The organism is Mesorhizobium sp. M7A.F.Ca.CA.002.09.1.1 (assembly GCF_003998555.1).
In the GTDB taxonomy this organism is placed as follows: Bacteria; Pseudomonadota; Alphaproteobacteria; order Rhizobiales; family Rhizobiaceae; genus Mesorhizobium; species Mesorhizobium ciceri.
The window spans coordinates 1-2552 of record NZ_RZRR01000816.1; the positions used below are offsets into that span (position 1 = coordinate 1).

The 2552-nt window shown below is 63.9% G+C and carries 2 protein-coding genes and 1 pseudogene; 1 reads left to right on the top strand and 2 read right to left on the bottom strand.

Annotated elements, in window-relative coordinates; genetic code table 11:
- Positions 1 to 70 precede the first annotated feature (70 nt).
- Together EN994_RS26710 and EN994_RS26715 are read right to left on the bottom strand one after the other, a co-directional pair.
- Positions 71 to 712, bottom strand: coding sequence for a LysE family translocator (locus EN994_RS26710; RefSeq protein WP_013528810.1), 642 nt, complete (start codon positions 710 to 712; stop codon positions 71 to 73).
- A gap of 125 nt (positions 713 to 837) precedes the next feature.
- Positions 838 to 1779: pseudogene (locus EN994_RS26715) on the bottom strand (GGDEF domain-containing phosphodiesterase); the annotation flags it as partial.
- A 214-nt stretch (positions 1780 to 1993) separates the two neighbouring features.
- Between EN994_RS26715 and EN994_RS26720 the strand changes: the two are divergent.
- A partial coding sequence (locus EN994_RS26720) for an argininosuccinate synthase domain-containing protein (RefSeq protein ID WP_206530507.1) occupies positions 1994 to 2552 on the top strand: 559 nt, incomplete at its 3' end.

Here is a 2552-nt window from a genome sequence, read left to right on the forward strand (position 1 = left end):
GCGCTGGGCCGCAAGCTGGTGGCAAGGCGAACCAGAATCAAAAGAGGATGGCCGGACAGGATGACGGCGCCTACTTCGCCTGGGCCGTCAGGATCTTGAGGGCGAAGGCGGAGAACACGCCGGCAAACAGATAGTCGACCACCCGCGTAACGCGCGGGCTTGCCTTCATCGCCGCCGAAAACTTTTCCGCCGCCAGCACCATCGGCACCGTCACCGGGACCGACAGCACGATGAACATCGTGCCCAGGAAAAACAGCTTTCCCGGTGCGTTCGGATCATGTGCGGAGACGAACTGCGGCAGGAAGGTCATGAAGAACAGGATGATCTTCGGGTTGAGCAGATTGACGCCGAGGCCCGCCGCCCAGCTGCGCAACAGCGAAATCTCGGGTCCCGTCTTCTTCTCCGGCGAAAAGGCCGAGCCCCTGGTGATTGCCTGCCAGGCCAGGAAGACGAGATAGCCGGCGCCGAAGATCTTCAGCACGAAGAATGCCATCGGCGAGGCGACGATCAGCGCCGAGACGCCGACCACCACCAGCGTGGTGTGGATCAGCGTGCCGCACAGCGCGCCGGCCATCGAGGCAAAGCCGGTGGCACGGCCCTGGCTCAGCGTGCGCGAGACGAACAGGGTCATGTCCGGCCCCGGCGTGATCGCCAGGATGACCGTGGCGATGGCGAACTGGATCAGCGTGGTGGTGTCTGGAATGAACGACATGAGCGGCCCCGGGGAATTGGGAGGCCTATACAGGATGCGCCATGTCGACGCCAGACACAGCAGCGATCCGATCTCGATCCAGCAGGCGTCTGCACGGCATTCGCTGGGCGCCGGCCGCGGCAGTCCTATGCCTGCCTGCTCAGCCGTATCCTCGCTGGCTCCTCCGCGAAGAGTCGATCGTTGCGGACATCGGTGTCCCCGGTGATCTGGTCGATCGGCTTGGGCCGGCCGAGAAAATAGCCTTGCGCCTCATTGCAGCCTTCGACCTGCAGGATGGTGAGCTGGACATGTGTCTCGACGCCTTCGGCGAGCACCGGAATGTCGAGGCTGCGGCCCAGCGTCAGCACCGCCCGGATGATGGCCTTGGCCTGCGGGCTTCGCTCGACATCGGCCATGAATGAGCGGTCGAGCTTGATCTTGTCGAAGGGAAACGAGCGCAGCGTATCGAGCGATGAATAGCCGGTGCCGAAATCGTCGATCGCGATCGTCACCCCAAGCGCCTTGACCTGGCGCAGGACATGCAGCGTGCGCACCTTGTCGGCGACGATCGTCGATTCGGTCAACTCCAGCTCCAGCCGTTTCGGCGACAGCCCGGTCTCGATCAGGATCTGATGGACGAGCTTGGCGAGATCGGCATGGGCGAACTGCACCGGCGACAAATTGACCGCGATCTTGTGGCCATTGCCCCACGAGGCCGCCTGCCGGCACGCGGTCCGCAGCACCCATTCGCCGATCGCCATGATCGAGCCGTTCTCTTCGGCAATCGGGATGAATTCGGCGGGCGGGATCATGCCATGCACGGGATGGGTCCAGCGCAGCAGCGCTTCGTAGCCGCAGGTGGCGCCGGTCGGGACCGAGGTCTGCACCTGATAGTGAAGCGAAAGCTCGCCGCGGTCGATCGCCTGGCGAAGGTCGGTGGCCAAGGCGCGGCGCGCCCGCGCCGTCTCGTCCATGGCGGATTCGTAGAAGCAGACGGCTCGCGTCACGTCGTTCTTCGCCCGGTACATGGCAAGGTCGGCGTTGCTGACCAACCGCTCGCGGTCGGCCCCGTCGCGCGGATAGACCGCGCTCCGTGCTGAACTGCATCTTCTTAGTGCTGCGATGCGGGGCGCCATGGCACGGTCCCGCCAAAACGCCACGGCCCAGGCATCGCGCTCCCGCCATGCGCTGGACCAGAAGCCATGCATGCACGCGTGCTTGCTCGCTCTGCCGTTCCTGCTAAAAGGCGCTGCGACAATCTGTGACGCCCAGGCTGGGGCGTCCGCCACCGACGGGGTAAAAATGTCCAAAACCAAAGACATCAAGAAAGTCGTGCTCTCCTATTCCGGCGGTCTCGACACATCCATCATCCTGAAATGGCTGCAGACCGAGTTCGGCGCCGAGGTCATCACCTTCACCGCCGATCTCGGTCAGGGTGAAGAGCTGGAACCGGCGCGCCGCAAGGCCGAGATGATGGGCATCAAGGACATCCGTATCGTCGATGTGCGCGAGGAATTCGTCGCCGACTTCGTCTTCCCGATGTTCCGCGCCAACACCGTCTATGAAGGCACCTATCTGCTCGGCACCTCGATCGCCCGGCCGCTGATCTCCAAGCATCTGGTCGATATAGCCCGGGAAACCGGCGCCGATGCGATCGCGCATGGCGCCACCGGCAAGGGCAACGATCAGGTTCGCTTCGAGCTCTCGGCTTACGCACTGAACCCCGACATCAAGGTCATCGCGCCGTGGCGCGACTGGTCGTTCAAGTCGCGCACCGACCTGATGAACTTTGCCGAACAGCACCAGATCCCCGTGCCGAAGGACAAGGAGGGCGAGGCGCCGTTCTCGGTCGACGCCAACC